At 68.0% G+C, this 14,951-nt stretch carries 16 protein-coding genes; 11 read left to right on the top strand and 5 right to left on the bottom strand.

Going from position 1 to position 14,951, the window contains the following annotated elements:
* Positions 1-126: 126 nt before the first annotated feature.
* Positions 127-546 (top strand): helix-turn-helix transcriptional regulator, encoded by a 420-nt coding sequence (locus CNO20_RS01540; protein WP_101294269.1) that lies wholly within the window; start codon positions 127-129, stop codon positions 544-546.
* 99 nt (positions 547-645) lie between these two features.
* On the top strand, positions 646-1,809 hold the full coding sequence (locus CNO20_RS01535; RefSeq protein ID WP_101294268.1) for a thiolase family protein: 1,164 nt from the start codon (positions 646-648) through the stop codon (positions 1,807-1,809).
* Between the two features lie 328 nt (positions 1,810-2,137).
* Here CNO20_RS01535 and CNO20_RS01530 read toward each other — a convergent pair whose 3' ends face one another.
* The 3 genes from CNO20_RS01530 to CNO20_RS01520 all read right to left on the bottom strand — a co-directional run bounded on the left by CNO20_RS01530 (position 2,138) and on the right by CNO20_RS01520 (position 4,024).
* The gene (locus CNO20_RS01530; protein ID WP_233203857.1) at positions 2,138-2,395 is read right to left on the bottom strand and encodes a TrmB family transcriptional regulator; all 258 of its coding nucleotides are present in this window, start codon (positions 2,393-2,395) and stop codon (positions 2,138-2,140) included.
* Positions 2,396-2,774: 379 nt separating this feature from the next.
* Positions 2,775-3,227: an HTH domain-containing protein gene (locus CNO20_RS01525; RefSeq protein ID WP_101294267.1), complete on the bottom strand. Its 453-nt coding sequence runs from the start codon at positions 3,225-3,227 to the stop codon at positions 2,775-2,777.
* Positions 3,228-3,367: 140 nt separating this feature from the next.
* Entirely contained in the window at positions 3,368-4,024 is a 657-nt protein-coding gene (locus CNO20_RS01520) for a MaoC family dehydratase (RefSeq protein ID WP_101294266.1), read from the bottom strand.
* A 180-nt stretch (positions 4,025-4,204) separates the two neighbouring features.
* Between CNO20_RS01520 and CNO20_RS01515 the strand changes: the two genes are divergently transcribed.
* The 5 genes from CNO20_RS01515 (at position 4,205) to CNO20_RS01495 (ending at position 8,187) form a co-directional block, all read left to right on the top strand.
* Positions 4,205-4,522, top strand: coding sequence for an AbrB/MazE/SpoVT family DNA-binding domain-containing protein (locus CNO20_RS01515; protein WP_101294265.1), 318 nt, complete (start codon positions 4,205-4,207; stop codon positions 4,520-4,522).
* Positions 4,519-5,094 (top strand): hypothetical protein, encoded by a 576-nt coding sequence (locus CNO20_RS01510; protein WP_143423128.1) that lies wholly within the window; start codon positions 4,519-4,521, stop codon positions 5,092-5,094. The genes CNO20_RS01515 and CNO20_RS01510 overlap by 4 nt, the downstream gene beginning before the upstream one ends.
* Before the next feature lie 103 nt (positions 5,095-5,197).
* On the top strand, positions 5,198-5,698 hold the full coding sequence (locus tag CNO20_RS01505) for a poly(R)-hydroxyalkanoic acid synthase subunit (protein ID WP_101294263.1): 501 nt from the start codon (positions 5,198-5,200) through the stop codon (positions 5,696-5,698).
* Positions 5,695-7,254 carry a class III poly(R)-hydroxyalkanoic acid synthase subunit PhaC gene (phaC, locus tag CNO20_RS01500; protein ID WP_101294262.1) on the top strand — a complete coding sequence of 520 codons (1,560 nt, stop codon included), beginning with the start codon at positions 5,695-5,697 and terminating at the stop codon, positions 7,252-7,254. Before CNO20_RS01505 ends, phaC begins: the two co-directional genes overlap by 4 nt.
* 189 nt (positions 7,255-7,443) lie before the next feature.
* The gene (locus CNO20_RS01495) at positions 7,444-8,187 is read left to right on the top strand and encodes a beta-ketoacyl-ACP reductase (RefSeq protein ID WP_101294261.1); all 744 of its coding nucleotides are present in this window, start codon (positions 7,444-7,446) and stop codon (positions 8,185-8,187) included.
* Positions 8,188-8,199: 12 nt separating this feature from the next.
* Here CNO20_RS01495 and CNO20_RS01490 read toward each other — a convergent pair whose 3' ends face one another.
* Positions 8,200-8,622 carry a universal stress protein gene (locus CNO20_RS01490; RefSeq protein ID WP_101294260.1) on the bottom strand — a complete coding sequence of 141 codons (423 nt, stop codon included), beginning with the start codon at positions 8,620-8,622 and terminating at the stop codon, positions 8,200-8,202.
* A 106-nt stretch (positions 8,623-8,728) separates the two neighbouring features.
* On the opposite strand from CNO20_RS01490, the gene CNO20_RS01485 reads away from it, so the two are divergent.
* The 4 genes from CNO20_RS01485 to CNO20_RS01470 all read left to right on the top strand — a co-directional run bounded on the left by CNO20_RS01485 (position 8,729) and on the right by CNO20_RS01470 (position 13,316).
* On the top strand, positions 8,729-10,690 hold the full coding sequence (locus CNO20_RS01485) for an amylo-alpha-1,6-glucosidase (RefSeq protein ID WP_158237350.1): 1,962 nt from the start codon (positions 8,729-8,731) through the stop codon (positions 10,688-10,690).
* Between the two features lie 253 nt (positions 10,691-10,943).
* Positions 10,944-11,306, top strand: a complete 363-nt coding sequence (locus CNO20_RS01480) for a DUF7344 domain-containing protein (RefSeq protein WP_101294258.1) — start codon at positions 10,944-10,946, stop codon at positions 11,304-11,306.
* A gap of 189 nt (positions 11,307-11,495) precedes the next feature.
* Positions 11,496-12,575, top strand: coding sequence for a hypothetical protein (locus tag CNO20_RS01475; RefSeq protein WP_101294257.1), 1,080 nt, complete (start codon positions 11,496-11,498; stop codon positions 12,573-12,575).
* A gap of 63 nt (positions 12,576-12,638) precedes the next feature.
* The gene (locus CNO20_RS01470) at positions 12,639-13,316 is read left to right on the top strand and encodes a right-handed parallel beta-helix repeat-containing protein (protein WP_101294256.1); all 678 of its coding nucleotides are present in this window, start codon (positions 12,639-12,641) and stop codon (positions 13,314-13,316) included.
* A gap of 42 nt (positions 13,317-13,358) precedes the next feature.
* On the opposite strand, the gene CNO20_RS01465 is transcribed toward CNO20_RS01470, so the two are convergent.
* Positions 13,359-14,624 (bottom strand): glycoside hydrolase 5 family protein, encoded by a 1,266-nt coding sequence (locus tag CNO20_RS01465; RefSeq protein WP_199174696.1) that lies wholly within the window; start codon positions 14,622-14,624, stop codon positions 13,359-13,361.
* Between the last annotated feature and the right edge of the window lie 327 nt (positions 14,625-14,951).

Genomic DNA, 14,951 nt, shown 5'->3' with positions numbered 1-14,951 from the left:
ACGTAAAACTCGCTTGTCCACGCAAGCAATTTCGTCATTCTTCGAGCGGGCGATCGGATCGCACGTCGGAATGTCGATGGGAAGGTCACAGCGAGCGCAGGTAGCCGAGGCGGAGGATCGGGGTCGATGAGCCACCTGAGACGGCTGGCGGATCGGCTGTTCGGAGGGGCCGACGGGGGCCCCGGTTCGGACGGTCGGACGACCGCCGCGGCCGGGAGCGAGAAACCGACGCCGGAGTCGGTCGAGGAACCGGGCGCGTCCGCCGAGCGCCGAGAGGGTCAGCGTTCGCCGGCCGAACTGTTGCTCGAAGAGGGGGCGACACCCGCGGAGTACCTCCTCCGCCTCATCGAGCTGAACGGGGGACGCGCCCAGCAGAAGACACTCGTCGAGGAAGCGCGGGTCTCCGCCTCGACGGCGAGCCGGACGCTCTCGCACCTCGAACGCGAAGGAGCCGTCACGAGACACCGAATCGGGCGGAGAAACCTCGTGTGTCTTCCGGGTAACGAACCGGGGCCGCTTTCGGAGGACCCGGACCGGTCGGACTGAGGTGACGCGACGAGCGACAGTCCGGCGAACCGCACCGTCCGGCCGTCTAGACGGTCCGCGGTTACTTGGCCGGCGCGCGCGTCCACCCGAACGCATTCCATGACCGACATCGCGCTCATCGACGCTGCTCGCACCGCTCACGGGTCGTTTCTCGGTTCGCTCGCCGACCGGTCGGCCGTCGAACTCGGGACGACGGCCCTCTCGGGGCTGCTCGATCGGACGCCGATCGACGCCGAGCGGCTCGACTGGGTCGCCCTCGGCAACGCGATCTCGGCCGGGCTCGGCCAGGTGCCCGCCCGGCAGGTCGTCGTCGAGGCCAGGTTGCCGGACGACCTCGCGGCGACCACCGTGAACGAGGCCTCCGGGTCGGGCCTTCGCGCGATCGCGCTGGGGGCTGATCGGATCGCGGCCGGGCGGGCGACGTTCGTCGTCGCGGGCGGGATGGAGTCGATGTCGAACGCGCCGTACGTGGCGTCGGAAATCCGCCGGGGGCACCGGTACGGCGACGTGACGCTCCGCGATTCGATGATCTACGACTCGCTGTGGGACGCGAACTACGACGCCCACATGGGTGAACTCACCGAGGACCTCGCGGAGCGGTTCGACATCTCCCGGGAGGCGCAGGACGAGTACGCGCTCGGGAGCCACCGCCGCGCGGTCGAGGCGATAGCTGACGGCGCGTTCGACGACGAGATCGTCCCCGTGTCGGTCGACGGGGAGGAGGTGGACGAGGACGAAGGGCCCAGGGCCGACACGAGCGAAGAGCGGCTCGCCGGACTCCGGCCGGCGTTCCGGGACGGCGGGACGATCACCGCCGGCAACGCCTCGGACCTCAGCGACGGGGCCGGGTGCGTCCTGCTCGCCGACGCGGAGGCGGCGCGCGACGCCGACCTCGATCCCCTCGCGCGGATCGTCGATTACGCGGTCGCGTACCGCGACCCGCGGTGGTTCGGGATGGCCGTCGCGGACGCGGTCGAGGAGCTGCTCCGCGCGAACGACCTCGACGTCTCCGACGTCGACGTGTTCGAACTGAACGAGGCGTTCGCGGCGCAGATGGTGTACGTCGGCGAGACGCTCGGGGTCCCCCGGGAGAAGCTGAACCCGCTCGGGGGCGCGATCGCGCTCGGACACCCGATCGGCGCGAGCGGCGGGATGCTGTCGACGACGCTCGTGCACGCGATGGTCGACGAGGACGCGAGCTACGGCGTCGTCGGGATGAGCGTCGGCGGCGGCGGCGGAATCGCGGCGCTGTTCGCCCGGTGACGCGGTCAGGACAGCGGGGTAGACAGTCCCCGCCGGGCGCGAAAGCCGTTTATCACCCACCGAGTGCTACCCACTAGCATGAGCGTGCGATGCCGGCTCTGCCGACGGCTGATCGAAGCGAGAGAGTTTCAAACGTACTGCACGTGCGGATGGACGATGGATCCGCGCTGCGCGGACGCACACCAACCCTGGTGCCCGAGACACGGCGAGGACGCCTGGGTCGGCGCAGTCGAACTCTGAAAACGGGTTTTCGGGGCGCGAAAAGGCGATCACGCGCACGGGACGGTGCGCTCGTCCGACGGGAGCGCGCGAGAGCGGCGCGTGGCGCTCAGGAACAGCGGTAGGTTTCGCCGCTCTGCTGGACGAGCCCCTTCCGGCGGAGCGTCTCGAGGACGGGGTACAGGGCGATGGTTTTCATGCGGAGCGATTCGCGGAGTTCGTCGACCGTCACCTCGTCGGCGGTCCGCAGGTACAGGTAGACGAGTTTGGTGCTCGTCGAGTCGAGTTCCGCGGGAACCGCGAGTTGTTCGACGCTCGATTCGATGCCGCCCGAAGCCGGTTCGTAGTTCACTGTTGACTGGGTCATGGTTGGGTGTTTCTGATCGTTTGCGCGGGGCGCTGACGGACTCCGTTCCCTCGGTGGCGGAATCGAGCGACTGTATCGTCGGCGACGAGAGGTCGGCGTCCCGTTCCGCCGCGGGGCCGTTGCACAGGCCGGTCGTCGACCGACCGCGTTCACTGGGAGGGTCAACGCGGACACATATAGGACTTGGCTAAAACGGGATGAGATCCGTTAAAGGTCATAATAAGAACATAGGAGGTTCATGGTCCGCGTTCCGAACATGCCGGATCGCAAACACCGGCGACGGCGGCGCTGTGTGACCTGTGACCAAGGACCGGCGGAGACGGAGTCGGGGCGATGGGACAGTATCGCACAGTACTTCTCAATAACTGAGAACAGACACTCAACGATCACGTTGGAGCGCGTCGAGGAAGTCGAACACGGTCCGGGTGTCCGACCCGTCCGAGTGGGGGTAGACGCCGCGCAGTTCGCCCCCCTCGTAGGCGACGAGGCACAGCGTCGGAAGCGAGACGACGGCGTACCGCTCGTCGGTGATGGCCGAGTGGACCTCGCGGCGCCTGAAAACGCCGTCGACGGAGACGCCGTTCCGATCGGCCCACCGTTCGAACTCCTCCAGCCGCCGGAACACCGAGCGGAGGGACTCGCACCTCTCGAGCGGACCGGCGTCGCGTACCGCTTTCTCCCACGTCCGAACGTCGAACCGTTCGAGTCTCCCCCCTCGCTCCAGCTCCGCGATCCGCTCCATCACCTCTCGCTTGTACTCCTCGGCCCCGAACGCCGGCCGCGCACGGACGAAAAGCGTGACCGAGGTGGACAGATGTTCGCTGTCGGTCATGCCGTACGGACAGTGACGGCCGAGGGGCGTAAATGGTTACCACGGGTCGAGCGACCGGTTCGCGGCGGCGAGTGTCCGCGACGCGGGAACAATCGCGCGCGCCGGGTCGTCGGCCTTCTCGGGCGCTCGAACGGCGGCGGCTACCGCGCCGGGTCGTCGGCCTTCTCGGCTGCCCCGGGGAGGGGGTCGATGAGGACGATCGCCTCGCCCTCGATGACGGGGCGCCCTTCCTCGTCTGTCACGTCCGTCGAGAGGAGGTACCGTTTGTTACCCATGTCCTCGATCACCTCGACGGTCGCCGTCAAGCGCTGCTCGGGGAAGGCGGGTCGGAGGAACTCCACGTCCTGCGAGAGGTATATCGTGAGACCGGGAAGCCGCGCCAGCGCCGCGCTGATCAGCCCGGCGACGAGCGTTCCGTGGACGATCGGCCGATCGAACCGCGTCTCCTCGGCGAATCCGCCGTCGAGGTGGAGGCGATTCGTGTCGCCGCTCGCGTCGGCGAACGCCTCGACGTCGTCGTGAGAGAGCGTCTTGGAGAACGTGACGGCGTCGCCGACGCCGATCTCGCCCGGAGAATCGACGGTCCGTTCGAACGACCACTCGTCTTTCGAATACGCTACCGAATCGATGCCGCCGTTCGAGCGATCGTCCGAGCCGCCCTTGATTCCGTAGGCGGCCAGGGCCGCCCGCTGGGCCTCGACCGCGCTGTTTATCATGTGTCCGGTCGCCCGAATCCACGCGTCGGTGAATCCGTACCCGAGCGTAGCGGCCTCCCGTTTCGTCTCTTGACTATTCATTTGTAAAGTCGGTCTGTTTGGTACTGGGTATCATGATCTATTAGCTATTTCGATACGCGACCCGTACGCTCGCCGGCCCGACAGTATTCTCACCGTTTGGCGACACTCATTACCACCTATTGGCACTAAGTGGTTCTGAGCGGAAAATACTTACGTGCGGGGCCCCCAGTTGGAAGTGAGATGACGGACGGACTGGACGAGATGCCGTGGTCGCCGGCGTTCTTCGCCAAGCAGATGCAGAAGGCGGGCGAGGAGTTCACAGACCAGCAGATGCGGTTGCTGAACCAGATGCTGTCGATGAACGCCGGATCGGGGATGAGCAGCTATCCCGACCTCATGTCGATGGGGACGGGGGTGGCGATGTTCAAAACGCGCATCCGGAGCGGCGGTCGGATAAGTATCCCCGACGCCGAGCGGGAGGCGTTGGACCTCGACGAGGGCGACATCGTCCAGACGTTCGTCATCCCGATAAAGCGAGCCTCCGGTGATCAACAATGAGTGAAAGTTCCAACCAGAACCAGCAGTCTAACCCGATAAACGCGATGTTCGAGATGCAGCGTCAGTCGATGAAGCAGGGCCAGCAGTGGCTCCACCAGAGTATGAACGCCCAGAAGCAGTTCCCGAAGGCCCTCCAGGACACGATGGAGTCCGGGCGGTCGGTCCAGCAGTCGGGCGTCGACGCGACGCGCAACATCTGGAAGGCGTACCTCGACGTGTTCAAGGCGAGCGTCCCCAGCGACGAGAGCGAGGACGCGTTCGACAGCCTCGAGCAGGCCGTCGACGATCAGTTCGACGCGGTCAACCAGATCAACGAGCAGACCTGGCAGACGGTCCGGCAGAACATCGACGACAACTCGGACGCGTACAACCAGGTCATCGACCAGACGGTCTCGATTGTCGACGACTCGATGAACGCCTACGAGGACTCGCTGAACGACGTCGAGCGGCACGTCGAAGAGAGCGCCCAGCAGATGGCGCAGGCCGCCGAGGAGACGGCCCAGTCCGCCTCCGAGTCCGCGTCGCGGTCGTCCCGCTCGTCGCGCTCGTCGTCTAGCTCGTCGTCCGAGTAGTTACCCGAACAATCCTTTTGTTTTCACTCGCCGTAACAAGCCCCACAGACCAATGGTAGACAGTAATTCACAGCGATCGGATCCCGGAGCGTGGTCCGAGCAGATGAATCAGATGGGAGATTCGTTCCTCGACGCCGTCGAGCGGAACGTGGAGATGCAGAGCCAGTTCCTCGACGCCTGGATGAGATCGATCGACGAGACGGCGATGGACGAGACCTGGAAGGACGGCGCGAGGGGGTACGCCCGCGCGTACCAGGTGTGGATGCGCGCCGCGGAAGAGCAGATAGAGCGGGTTCACGACGCGATGGAGGGCGAGGACGTCCCGCTCGAGGACTTCCGCGACATCTGGTTGAACGCCGCGAACGAGGCGTTCAAGGAGGTGATGGGGACGACCGCGTTCGCCCTCGCCACCGGGCAGACGGTCGACAACGCGCTCGGCGCGAAGGAGGGGTTCGATCAGCTGGCGGAGTCGACCCTCCGCGCCTACGGGTTCGCGACCGACGGCGACATCGAGGAGGTGGGCAAACGGCTCGTCGAGCTCGAACGGCGCCAGCACGCCGTCGAAACGAAGCTCGACAGGATCCTCGAGGCGGTGGAAGAATGAACCCCCTCGCGGCGGCTTTACACTTCCAGCGGGAGGGGTGGGACGCCGTGACCGAGTTCGCGGAGAAGGCGGAAGCCTTCGAGGAGCAGGCCGACCGGATGGCCGAGATCGAGGTCGGACAGACGCCGAGCGAGGTCGTCTACGAGGAGAACAAGCTCGAACTGCTCCACTACGAGCCGCTGACGGACGAGCAGCGCGACGTGCCGATCCTCATCGTCTACGCGCTGATCAACCGGCCGTACATCCTCGACCTCCAGCCGGACCGGAGCGTGGTCCGTCGGTTGCTCGAAAGCGGGTTCGACGTGTACCTGATCGACTGGGGCGAGCCCTCGAAGCTCGACGTCCACCTCACGCTCGACGACTACGTCAACCGGTACGTCGACAACTGCGTCGACGTGGTCCGCGAGCGGTCGGGGCAGGATTCGATCAACCTCCTCGGGTACTGCATGGGCGGGACGATGAGCGCGATGTACGCCGCCCTCCACCCGGAGAAGGTCCGCAACCTCGGGCTCATGGCGGCCGGGCTGTGCTTCGCCGGGACCGGCGGCATCCTCGAACTCTGGGGCGAGGAGGACTACTACTCGCCCGAGCAGGTCCGGCGGGCGTTCGGCAACGTCCCGGCGGGGTTCCTCGACGTCGGCTTCGCGCTGATGGATCCCGTGTCGAACTACGTCACCAAGTACCTCCGGCTGTACGACAACCTGGAGGACGACGAGTTCGTGGAGAACTTCGCCCGGATGGAGCGGTGGCTCTCCGAGGGGATCGACGTCGCCGGGAAGACCTACGAGCAGTTCCTGCGCGACATCTACCAGGAGAACAAGCTGATGAACGGCGAACTGTCGCTGGACGGCAAGCGCGTCGACCTGGAGGAGATCGACATGCCGGTCCTCCAGATCGTCGGCGAGTACGACCACCTCATCCCGCCGGACGCGAGCAAGCCGTTCAACGAGGTCGTCGGCAGCGACGACACGACCGTCATGGAGTTCCCGACGGGGCACATCGGCCTGTCCGTCTCTGGCAAGTCCCACGCCGAGCTCTGGCCGAACGTCGCCGAGTGGTACGCGGAGCGATCGGTCCCCGAGGGCCGAGAGGCCGCGGCCGAGATCGAGGCCGGGACGGGGATGCCGGACGGAGTGACCGTCGAGCGGGAGACGACCCGCGGCGAAGGAAAGACAGCGGGCGAAGCGGCCTCGACGGCGGACGACGCCGAGCAGGCGACGCCGGAGGAACCGACGGCTGAGCAGGTCGGGCTGGCAGACGACGAGGCGGCGGCGGCGGACGTGGCGACGATGGACCAGACCGAGACGGACATCTCGGAGGACCAGGAGATCACGGAGGGTACCGAGATCGAGGCCGAGACGGCCGAGTCGGGGAGCCTTCGGACGATAGAAGGCATCGGACCGGCCTACGCCGATCGGCTCCGCGAGGAGGGAGTCGACGGCGTCGCCGCCCTCGCCGAGGCGGACGCCGCGTCGCTCGCACAGCGGATCGGCGTCTCGGAGAGCCGCGTGGACGCCTGGGTCGAGCAGGCGCGCGAGCGCGTCGGAGATCGGTGAGCGGAAGCGTCGTTTCGTTCGATCATTTTACGCATTTATACAATAATAGTATTCAGTGCGAGCTCGCAACAACGTTTATCCTCGAATTTGTTGGACACACAGGTAGGAGGACAGAGCGGGCGGTAGACGCGATCGTTCGCGCGATCCGACCTGACCGCCGAGCCGACCGTTCTGTACCTTGAACCTACCATGACGCTACAAGACCGCACCTGCATCGTAACGGGGTCGTCGAGGGGAATCGGACGGGGAATCGCGGAGGAACTCGGTCGTCACGGCGCGAACGTCGTCGTGAACTACCGCTCGTCGGAGCGGGACGCGTACGACGTCGTCGACCGGATCGATTCGGAGGGCGGAACCGCCATCGCGGTCCAGGCCGACGTGACCGACGAAGCGGAGGTCGAGGCGATGCGCGAGACGGTCACCGACACCTTCGGGACGGCGAACGTCCTGGTGAACAACGCCGGGATTACCGTCGACAAGAAGTTCGAGGAGATGACCCGCGAGGACTGGGACCTCGTGATGGACGTGAACCTGGGCGGGGTGTTCAACTGCACGAGCACCTTCTTCCCCGACCTCAAGGAGGCGGACCACGGCCGGCTGATCAACATCTCGAGCGTCGTCGGCCAGCAGGGCAACTACGGCCAGGCGAACTACGCCACGACGAAGAGCGGGCTCTTCGGCTTCACGCGGACCATCGCCCTCGAACTCGCCCGGTACGACACGACGGCGAACTGCGTCGCGCCCGGGTTCGTCAAGACGGACATGCTGGACGAGGTTTCCGAGCGCGTCCAGGAGAAGATCCTCCAGCGCATCCCCCTGAAGCGGTTCGCCGAGGTGGAGGACATCTGCGGCATCGTCCGCTTCCTCGCCAGCCGCGACTCCTGTTACATGACCGGACAGGTGCTCGGCGTCAACGGCGGCATGGAGTGGTAGCGCGACGAGCGCTCACACGGGCAGGACCGGGACGTCGGCCAGCCGAAGGACGCGGTCGGTTGTGCTCCCGAGGTGCGGCGGGCCGTGAGCCGACCGCCCGTGTTTTCCCATCACGATCAGGTCGACCTCGTTGTCCGCCGCGTAGGAGAGAATCGCCCGGTGGGGAGTTCCCCGGACGCACGCGCAGTTCGCTTCGAGTCCCCGGTCCGCCGCCCGGCGCTCGATCTCCTCGAGCAGTTCCTCCCCGCGCCGTTCGATCCGTTCCAGCGAGAGCTCCTCGCTGCTCAGCGCGGCAGTGCCGCCGTAGACGGACTCGTCGACGACGTAGAGCGCGTGGATCCGCGCGCCGTACCGCTCGCCCAGCGCGAGCGCGTGCTCCACGCCGCGGCGGGCCCCTTCGCTTCCGTCGATCGGAATCAGGACGTTCGCGTACATGAGCGGAGAGTACGTCGGCGACGGGGATCAACGAACGGTGCGTTCGCCGTGACGGTCGACCGCGAAAGCGCAGGTGTTTATGAATCCGACGCGGTACCGGCGCACGATGATGCGAGACAGCGCGGTCGTCCGCGGGTCGACGTTCCTCGTCACCGACCCCGACGGGCGGCAGACCCGGGAGCACGACGGGTTCTACCACCGAGACGCGCGACACCTCGACCGGTACCGCCTGGACGCGGCCGGCGAGCGCCTGGAGACGCTGGCGGCGGTTCACCCCCGCCCGGGGGAGCGCGTCCTGCACCTCTGTAGTCCCGTCGTCGAGGTCGACGGCGCGCGCCGGCTGCGGGTGAGCCGGCGGCAGGTCGCGACCGGCGGGTTGTACGAGCGCGTCCGCGCGACGAACCTGACCGCGGAGCCGATCGAGGAGACGCTCGAACTCGCCGTGGGGACCGCCTTCGACGACCTGTTCGAGGTGCGCGGCTACTACCGCTCGGGGCGCGGCCGCCGCGTCGAGGCGGAGTCCGGCGATCGCCGCGTCGTCTTCCGCTACGATCCCGACGACCTCGACGCGCGCTGGAAAGCGACGGTGACCGTCTCGCGCGGCCACGTCGCGTCGGTCGAACGGGGCGAGGGGCGGGCCGACGCGACGATCCGGATTCCGCTCGCCCTCGATCCCGGCGAGTCGGCGGACGCGACGATCGCCGTCGAGACGGGCGCGCCGTCCGCCGACCCGACCGCCGCCCACGAATCGGCTCGCGAGGCGGTGCGGGAGCGCGAGCGGTCGTGGCGGGAGACGACGGCGGACGTCGGGCGGGCGGACCTCCCCGACCGGCGCTGGGCCCCTGTGCTCGAAGAGAGCCGGCGGAACCTCCTGGAACTGCTCCTGGAAACCGACCACGGCCCGGTGTTCGCCGCGGGCGTCCCGTGGTTCGCGACGGCGTTCGGCCGCGACGCGCTCATCGCCGCGTACCAGGCGCTGCCGCTCTCGACGCGCCCGGCGAAGGGGACATGCCGGTACCTCGCCGCCCACCAGGCGACCGAGGAAGACGCGTTTCGGATGGCCGAACCGGGGAAGATCCTCCACGAGATCCGTCACGGGGAGCTGACGGTCCGCGGCGAGGTCCCCCACTCGCCGTACTACGGGACGATCGACGCGACCGCGCTCTTTGCGATTCTCGTCCACGAGACGTGGGCGTGGACGGGCGACGACGCGTTCGTCGAGGAGCTGTGGGGGAGCGTCGAGCGGGCGCTCTCGTGGCTCGACGGGTACGGCGACCGCGACGGCGACGGCTTCCTCGAATACCCCACGGACCGGGGCGACGACGGCGGGCTCACTCACCAGGCGTGGAAGGACAGCGACGACGGGATCGTGCATCCCGACGGAGCGCACCCCGAGGGGCCGCTCGCCGTCGCCGAGGCGCAGGGGTACGCCTACGACGCGAAGCGCCGGGCGGCCGACCTCGCCCGCGAGGTCGTCGGCGACGGCGCGACGGCCGACCGGCTCGAAGCCGAGGCCGAGGAACTGAGGGAGGCGTTCGACGACGCGTTCTGGCTCGAAGACGAGGGCTTCTACGCGATCGCGCTCGACGGGAACAACGAACCCGTGGCGACGGTGTCGACGAACCCCGGCCACTGCCTCTGGAGCGGGATCGTCCCCGAGTCGCGGGCCGATCGGGTCGTCGACCGCCTCGTCTCGGACGACGCGTTCTCGGGGTGGGGGCTCCGCACCGTCTCGGCCGAGCACGCGGCGTACAACCCGCAGAGCTACCACCGCGGCAGTGTCTGGCCGCACGACACCTCGCTCGTCGCGCTCGGGATGGCCCGGTACGGCCGGACGGGCGCGGCGGAGCGAGTGGCGACCGGCCTCGTCGAGGCCGCGATCGCGCGGGGCAACGACCGCCTGCCGGAGCTCTTCGCCGGGTTCGACCGGGACGAGACGGACGTCCCCGTGCCGTACGGCGTCGCCTGCGAGCCGCAGGCGTGGGCCGCGGCCGCACCGTTCGCGTGTCTGCGCGCCGTCGGGGGCGCGACGCCCAGCGGTCGAGATACGATCCGAAATCCGAGGTGAACCGAGCGCCCGGTTACATCACCGGCTCTCCGCCGAAAGGTGTCACTTCCGCTGCAAAACTCCGCGTTTACCCTCACTCGCCGCGTTTTAACGATCGATAACGGCCGCGTCCGCCGCTGACGGTCGTCGGGTCGGCGTCGATCGAATCCGTCGACGGCGTTCTGTCGCCGACAGTTCAGCTCGCGTGAAACAATCTGAAACGGACACAACAGTCGCCGGGATATTTTATCCCACCCGCCGTTGTTTCGACGCGATGGCCGCCGAAAACAGTGAGCTTTCTGGGCGAGATGAGGTGAACGACGTATCGGAGCTGCTTTCGAACCCGCGGCGGCAGTACGTCGTCGAGGCGCTCGACGCGAGCGACGGCGACAGCGTCGAACTCGCCGCGCTCGTCGACGACGTTCGGGAACTGGAGGCGGCGGACTCGGGCGGCGTGACCGACGACCGGACGGCCGTCGCGCTCGAACTGCACCACGTCCACCTCCCGAAGCTGGCCGACATCGGCGTGGCGACCTACGACGCCGACCGCAAGCGAGTGACCCCCGATCGGACCCGCGTCGCGGACCTGCTCCGGGCGGCGAAAGAGGCGTACCGCCTGCTCTCGTCGGACGCCTGAGCGCCCGAACGGTGGCGAGGGCGAAGCGACGAAGCGCCCGCGGCGCGAGCGGGCCCCGATCGGCCCAGAGCATGTCAATTATCGTGCTCTCCGTGGCGCGTTTCGACCGTCTGCGTCGGGGGCGATCGTGTTCGCCCGCTGACTTAATGTCCGGATAACAAAGTACCGATTGTAAGAACGTAGCGTCGGATGAACTATTCAGCTATCGGACGTGGCGGGCGCGCGCTGCTCGCCGTTTGCATCGTTCTTCTCGCCGCCGGCTGCGCGGGCCTCGGCGGTTCCCCCGGTGCTGACGAGGGGGCCGGCGGGACGCAGAGCCCCGCCGCGACGGCGGACGCGCAGGCGAACGCGACGGCGTCGACGACGACCGCGAGCGGAGACGCCCCGGACGCGAACGAGTCCGCGTCGGAGTCGGACGGCGCGTCCTCCGGATCGGAGAGCGCGACGGCGAACGAGTCCGACGGGCGGGAGGCGGCGGACTCGGAGCACGGCCACGAGCACGGAGACGGCGAGAGCGAAGGCGCCGGCGACGGAGCGGGCGAGGGCGACGGCTCCGAGAGCGCGAGCGGCGACGCGACGGGCGAGATGACCGTCGTCGTGGCCGGGGAACAGCTCCGGACGGCCGACGAAGGCTCGCAGGGGGCGGGCTTTCAGTTCGGTTCGGAGGGGCAGTGGCGCGCGAGCGGCGACGTGACGCTCGCGGAGGCGCTCTCGACGGTCGGCGTCGACGCGAGCGCCGACGTCGTCCGGTACGACGGGCGGACCTACCGCGCGAGCGACGCCGGAACGTCGCTGCACTTCCGCGTCAACGGCGAGGAGGTCGATCCCCGGAGCTACGCGCTGCAGGACGGCGACGAGGTGTGGGTGACGGTCGAGACGGCGGAGACGGACGTCGATCCGCCGGGCAAGTACATCGACGCCGACCGCTCGCACGTCCACGGGACCATCGAGTTCGTCGTCGACGGCGAGACGGTCGACTTCAGCCGGGACGAGTACCAGGGTCGCGACGCGTACTTCCACTTCGAGGACGGTGACGGCAGCTACTGGCACGCCCACACCTGGGCGATGACGATCGAGTACGCGATGGGGACGCTTCCGGGCATCACGGTCCAGGACGGCGCGCTGACGTACGGCGGCGAGTCCTACTCCGACAGCGACGCCGGCACGACCGTCACCGTCGAGGTGAACGGAGAGCCGGTGAACCCCGAGGAGTACTTCCTCAAGGACGGCGATCACGTCCGCATCGTCGCAGAGCGGAGCGACGGCTGATCCGGAGCCGACGGAAAGCCACGGATACTTTTACCGACGGCGGTGAACACGACTGAAGAGAGCATGGTCCCCGCGAAAGTACCGTCAGGGAAGCGGAAGCGAGTCGCACTCGGGCTGCTTTTCGTTCTCGCGCTTTTGAGCATCGGCTCTGTCGTCACCTCGCACGACTACCCGTCCGGTTCGGACGATTCGGACCCCGGAAACGCCACTCCGATCACGCAGTGCACGACGATCACCGAGCCAGGACGGTACGTCCTCGCGGAGGATCTCGGCGATGGGACGGGCCTGTCCGCCAGTTGCATCACGATCAGTTCGAGCCACGTGACGCTCGACGGGGCGGATCGCACGGTCGGCGGCGGCGGCGTGAGCGACTCGACCGGGATCCTCGTGTCGCACCCCCGGTCGGTCACGAACGTCACCGTCCACTCTCTCACCGTCACCGACTGGAACCGCGGGATCCACGTCAGAAACGCGTCCGACGTCTCGGTGCGGGGGGTGAACGCCTCGCACAACGCCGAGGGGATCGCGTTCTGGAACGCGAGCCGGAGTTCGGTGACCGACTCGATCGCGGAGCAGAACCTGTTCGGCGTCGTCGTCGACGACCGGAGCGAGGGGATCGAGATCGAACGGAGCCGGATCGAGGGCAACTACGCCGGCGACGTGGAGCGGTGGGAGCGATCGCCACGGGGGACCGACGATCCGCGGCTCAGAGCGCCGGTCGAGGGAGGCGGGCGTCGATAACCGCGCGCAATCGAATCGAAGGCCGATCGCGGCCGGGGCGACTCAGCTCGACTCGCCGGACTCGCCCGCGCCCGGCTCGTTCGTCGCTCGCTCTTTTATCACCTCGGCCCACTCGGGGTACTCCCGGCGCTGGAGCCCCTCGAAGGTGGGATCGCCGGACATCGACTTGATCGCGCGGGCGTCGTCTAAGCTCCACACCGCGCCGTCCTCGTGGAACAGGCCGTTTATCACGCCGCGCTTTCGGACCGCGAGCGTGAACGCCGGCTTGAGCATGAGCGACCAGAAGAAGTTCCCGACGCCGGCGTCGCGGACGAGCGGGGCGAGCGACGCGTAGTCCGGCGTCCGCCGGGCGTCGTGCGTGTCGGACCCCGTCGCTTCCAGGACGGGGACGCCCAGGGCCCCCGACTCCGGTTCGCGCGCGCGCTGCCACTCGGACAGCCAGACGGGCTTGCCGAGTTCGGCGGCGACGTGGTTCGCCTGCCGCAGGACGCGGCGGTAGATACCCCGCGTCCGGGGGAAGTTGTAGTGGAACTGGACGATGTCCATACCCCACCCGAGGTACTCGGCGTTGTTCGCGAGGCTCGTCGACCCGACCGTGAGCGGAACGTCGCCGCGGCGGTCCGCGAGCGCTCCGGCCATCTCCCTCGAAAATCTGACCTCCGCTCTGCTCCACCCCGGTTCGTTGGTCAGTTCGATCGCGAGGAGGCGGTCGTCGTCGCGGTAGCGGTCCATGAACCGCTCGACGTAACGCCTCGGCTCGTCCCACAGCTCCTCGTTTCGCACCGTCCTGGTCGACGGCGAGTGGGTCTGGACGGCCGTCAGGGGGTCGTCGTCGATCAGGTTCTCGTACGTCGGCTCGCGCCCGACGCCGTCGAACAGCCCGAGCAGGATCCGGATGCCGTACCGGTCCGCGGTGTCGAGAAAGTGTTCGAGCGCGTCGAGGTGGGCTTCGGGATCCTGCAGCCAGAACTCGTAGCTCAGCCAGGTCCGCAGCGCGTTCAGATCGAGGCGAGCGGCGTACCCCAGATCACGCTCTACGACCGCGGGGTCGTAGTCGTGCCACATCTGATAGCGGTTGTAGGCGCGCGCCGGGATGTAGACCGCGCCGCGGACGTCGACCGGCGCGCCCGAATCGTCCGTCCCGGACCGGGTCCTGTCGGTCGGTCGATCCCGCGTCCGGAGGCGGTCGCGCGCCTCCCGCGGCGCTCCGCCGGCGTCGCCGCGCGTCCGCCGCGCGTTCAACAGCCCGCCGACGCTCGCGCCGGCTCCGAGTGCGAGAACTCGCCGCCGGGTAAGTCGGTTCCCCATGCGTACCGTTGGGATCAACATCACGCGGCGTTAAAAGTCTCACTCCCCTAGAGGACCTCTCGCAAACGCTCGGAACGGTGGAGGAACGAGGGACGGTTCGATCGACCGCGATCAGAATCGCGTCCGGGCGGTCACGGCGACGGCCACGCGGGCTCGGGGAGGTTGTCCCGCGGGAGGACGGAGGCGGTCGCGTTCAGTTCCGTCAGGGTTCGCTGGATTCGGCTGTAGTCGGGGAGATCGGTCTGTGTCATCGGTTCGTCGTGTTCGTCTCGGTGACTCGGTGACACGGGCACCGTGTCGGGGCGGTCTTCTCGTCTGTTCGGGGAC

Origin of the sequence: Halegenticoccus soli (assembly GCF_002844195.1) — an archaeon.
GTDB classification, from domain to species: Archaea; Halobacteriota; Halobacteria; order Halobacteriales; family Haloferacaceae; genus Halegenticoccus; species Halegenticoccus soli.
The sequence above is the reverse complement of the archived record's forward strand: the minus strand, read 5'-3'. Positions and strand labels throughout refer to the sequence as shown.

Coding starts and splice junctions, on each gene's coding strand:
- CNO20_RS01540 (WP_101294269.1), top strand. CDS start 127: ATGAGCCACCTGAGACGGCTGGCGGATCGGCTGTTCGGAGGGGCCGAC.
- CNO20_RS01535 (WP_101294268.1), top strand. CDS start 646: ATGACCGACATCGCGCTCATCGACGCTGCTCGCACCGCTCACGGGTCG.
- CNO20_RS01530 (WP_233203857.1), bottom strand. CDS start 2,395: ATGACCCAGTCAACAGTGAACTACGAACCGGCTTCGGGCGGCATCGAA.
- CNO20_RS01525 (WP_101294267.1), bottom strand. CDS start 3,227: ATGACCGACAGCGAACATCTGTCCACCTCGGTCACGCTTTTCGTCCGT.
- CNO20_RS01520 (WP_101294266.1), bottom strand. CDS start 4,024: ATGAATAGTCAAGAGACGAAACGGGAGGCCGCTACGCTCGGGTACGGA.
- CNO20_RS01515 (WP_101294265.1), top strand. CDS start 4,205: ATGACGGACGGACTGGACGAGATGCCGTGGTCGCCGGCGTTCTTCGCC.
- CNO20_RS01510 (WP_143423128.1), top strand. CDS start 4,519: ATGAGTGAAAGTTCCAACCAGAACCAGCAGTCTAACCCGATAAACGCG.
- CNO20_RS01505 (WP_101294263.1), top strand. CDS start 5,198: ATGAATCAGATGGGAGATTCGTTCCTCGACGCCGTCGAGCGGAACGTG.
- phaC (WP_101294262.1), top strand. CDS start 5,695: ATGAACCCCCTCGCGGCGGCTTTACACTTCCAGCGGGAGGGGTGGGAC.
- CNO20_RS01495 (WP_101294261.1), top strand. CDS start 7,444: ATGACGCTACAAGACCGCACCTGCATCGTAACGGGGTCGTCGAGGGGA.
- CNO20_RS01490 (WP_101294260.1), bottom strand. CDS start 8,622: ATGTACGCGAACGTCCTGATTCCGATCGACGGAAGCGAAGGGGCCCGC.
- CNO20_RS01485 (WP_158237350.1), top strand. CDS start 8,729: ATGATGCGAGACAGCGCGGTCGTCCGCGGGTCGACGTTCCTCGTCACC.
- CNO20_RS01480 (WP_101294258.1), top strand. CDS start 10,944: ATGGCCGCCGAAAACAGTGAGCTTTCTGGGCGAGATGAGGTGAACGAC.
- CNO20_RS01475 (WP_101294257.1), top strand. CDS start 11,496: ATGAACTATTCAGCTATCGGACGTGGCGGGCGCGCGCTGCTCGCCGTT.
- CNO20_RS01470 (WP_101294256.1), top strand. CDS start 12,639: ATGGTCCCCGCGAAAGTACCGTCAGGGAAGCGGAAGCGAGTCGCACTC.
- CNO20_RS01465 (WP_199174696.1), bottom strand. CDS start 14,624: ATGGGGAACCGACTTACCCGGCGGCGAGTTCTCGCACTCGGAGCCGGC.